This window comes from Haloarcula vallismortis ATCC 29715 (assembly GCF_000337775.1).
Taxonomy (GTDB): domain Archaea; phylum Halobacteriota; class Halobacteria; order Halobacteriales; family Haloarculaceae; genus Haloarcula; species Haloarcula vallismortis.
On the sequence record NZ_AOLQ01000064.1, the window covers coordinates 1 to 2,126 of the forward strand.

Below are 2,126 nucleotides of genomic sequence, written 5' to 3' on the forward strand. Positions count from 1 at the left end.
CCACGTTTTCGGGATCTCAAATTCTACCAACCACTAGATCACTGACAATACTGTTTAGTCGTAGTATCGATTGACGAGACAGCGATGAGTTCAAGAGAGATCTGAAACAGTCTGTTTGACGACTAATGTAACGACTTGAAATCTCTCGCCGACGGGCTCAGAACTACGATGACTTCTGAGCAGATGTCGGCAGGTGACGACGACGCCCCCGCGCTCGCGGGGGCGATCGTCTATCACGCTGGAGAAGTCTGTGAAAAAGTGGACCATCTCTGGCGTGTCCTCGGAGAGGTATCGATTCCAGTTGACGGACTCACCGACGGCCGACAGCAACACAAAGCCGCAAACGGCACTGAGTCGATGGCTCGGGTGTATCTCTATCAGAAGATCTACGACCTCGCCCAGAGCGAGGTCGCAGATCGCCTCGAAAACCGGCCATCACTTCTGAAGACACTTGATTTGGAGAAGGCACCGAGCCAGCAATCACTCTCGTACGCGTGGAAGCAGTTCAGCGAACAAACCAAACAGACGCTCAACGCGGCTGCTGCAGGTATCGCACAGGAGGCCATCGACCGCGCCGTTGTATTGGAAGCACGTGTCCCGATCATTCCTGACGAAGACGAGATCAACGAAGACGGCGACGACTCGACGGTAACACGTGAGCACGTTCGAAAGCAGGGGACCAAGATCGTCGAGCTCGCCCGAAGGCACGCCTTCGGCGAGTTCGACTCTCACAGAGCCGATAACAGAGTCTACGAGGACGAACAGATCCTCGATCTGTTCGCCTCGGCTTGCCTCACCCAAGGAAGTGCCCACTCCGAGGGCGAAGCCGGCTGGTTTCTCGACGAGAACAACGCCTGTGACGACTCAACATTCCTCCGAGTGATCAAGCAATTCGCAATGCCGGCTGGTCAGGAAGTCTCTGTCCCGCTCCAAGATCAACAGATCGAGGATGTCGTGGCGTTCACCGAGGTGTTCCGCGAGTATCTAATGAACGCGTTCGATACAGCGACCGAGAACATCCTTCAGACGATTCGCTATGAGGATCCATTCGACGACCGCCACGTCGTGGCGGCCGTCGATTTCACCCATATCCCCTACCACGTCTGGCCGTGGATCGACAAGGACGAAGAGATTCCGAAGTCGACGTACCCGCCCATGGTGAGCGGGTACGTCGACGACGGTGAGTTGAAACACGGCTACACGTTCGCAACGATCACGATCGTTGGGAACGACGTGCCAATCATCCTCGGAATTGAGGGCGTCAAGGAACACTCAGACTGGGAACCGGTCGACGCCCCAGCTGACTCGAAAGCAGACGTGGTCGCTCGTCTGCTTTCGAGAGCCCAGCAGTACGTCGATCTGGACGAGATCCTGCTGGATCGTGGGTTCTACGCAAAGGAGGTGCGAGCTGAGATTGACGGCCGTGACTTGCTGTACACGATGCCAGTGGGGAAATACGAGTCAGATTACGCGGCGATAAAGCACATCAAGAGCAAAGATGGGGTAGACGCTGCTGTCAACCACGACATCCCCGTCGGAATCGACGGTGATGTCGATCATACTGCAGAATATCTGTACGTTCCAGCCACCAGTGACGACGCTGAAGGCCAGTACGCCGTGTTCGTGACGAACCGCGATCACGTCGATCCCGACGAGATCGCTCACGTGACGAACAGTTACAGCCGTCGCTGGGACATCGAAAACCAGTACAAGTCGGTGCAGTCTTACCTTCCAAAAACCTCCTCAACAGACTATCGAGTGCGGTTGTTCAACTTCACGTTCGCAGCACTGCTGTACAATCTGTGGCGGCTCACCGACTTTCTGGTGAAAGTCGGCATGGAGCGAGAAATCAGGTCGCCGCCAGTCGTGACCGCCAGGACGTTCGTCCGGGCGGTCGGCAACTCTCTCCGAAAAGCCGGGTGAGAAGGTGATGCAGCACCTGTCGCTCGTCTGCGGCAAGCCGCAGGACTCGCGGTCTGATCACGATATCGGCTGTTCTCCCTCAATCGATCTGTGACTCCTCACTAATCGGCGATCAATGCATAGCATCGCCGTGAGAACATCTCAAACTTCGTCTGATTCGACCGCTATTCGTTTGTAGACGCTCTACATCCCGAAAACGTGGT

The 2,126-nt window shown here is 55.8% G+C and carries 1 protein-coding gene; it reads left to right on the forward strand.

Going from position 1 to position 2,126, the window contains the following annotated elements:
* Positions 1–183 precede the first annotated feature (183 nt).
* Positions 184–1,923 (forward strand): hypothetical protein, encoded by a 1,740-nt coding sequence (locus tag C437_RS14835; protein ID WP_004517801.1) that lies wholly within the window; start codon positions 184–186, stop codon positions 1,921–1,923.
* Positions 1,924–2,126: the final 203 nt, after the last annotated feature.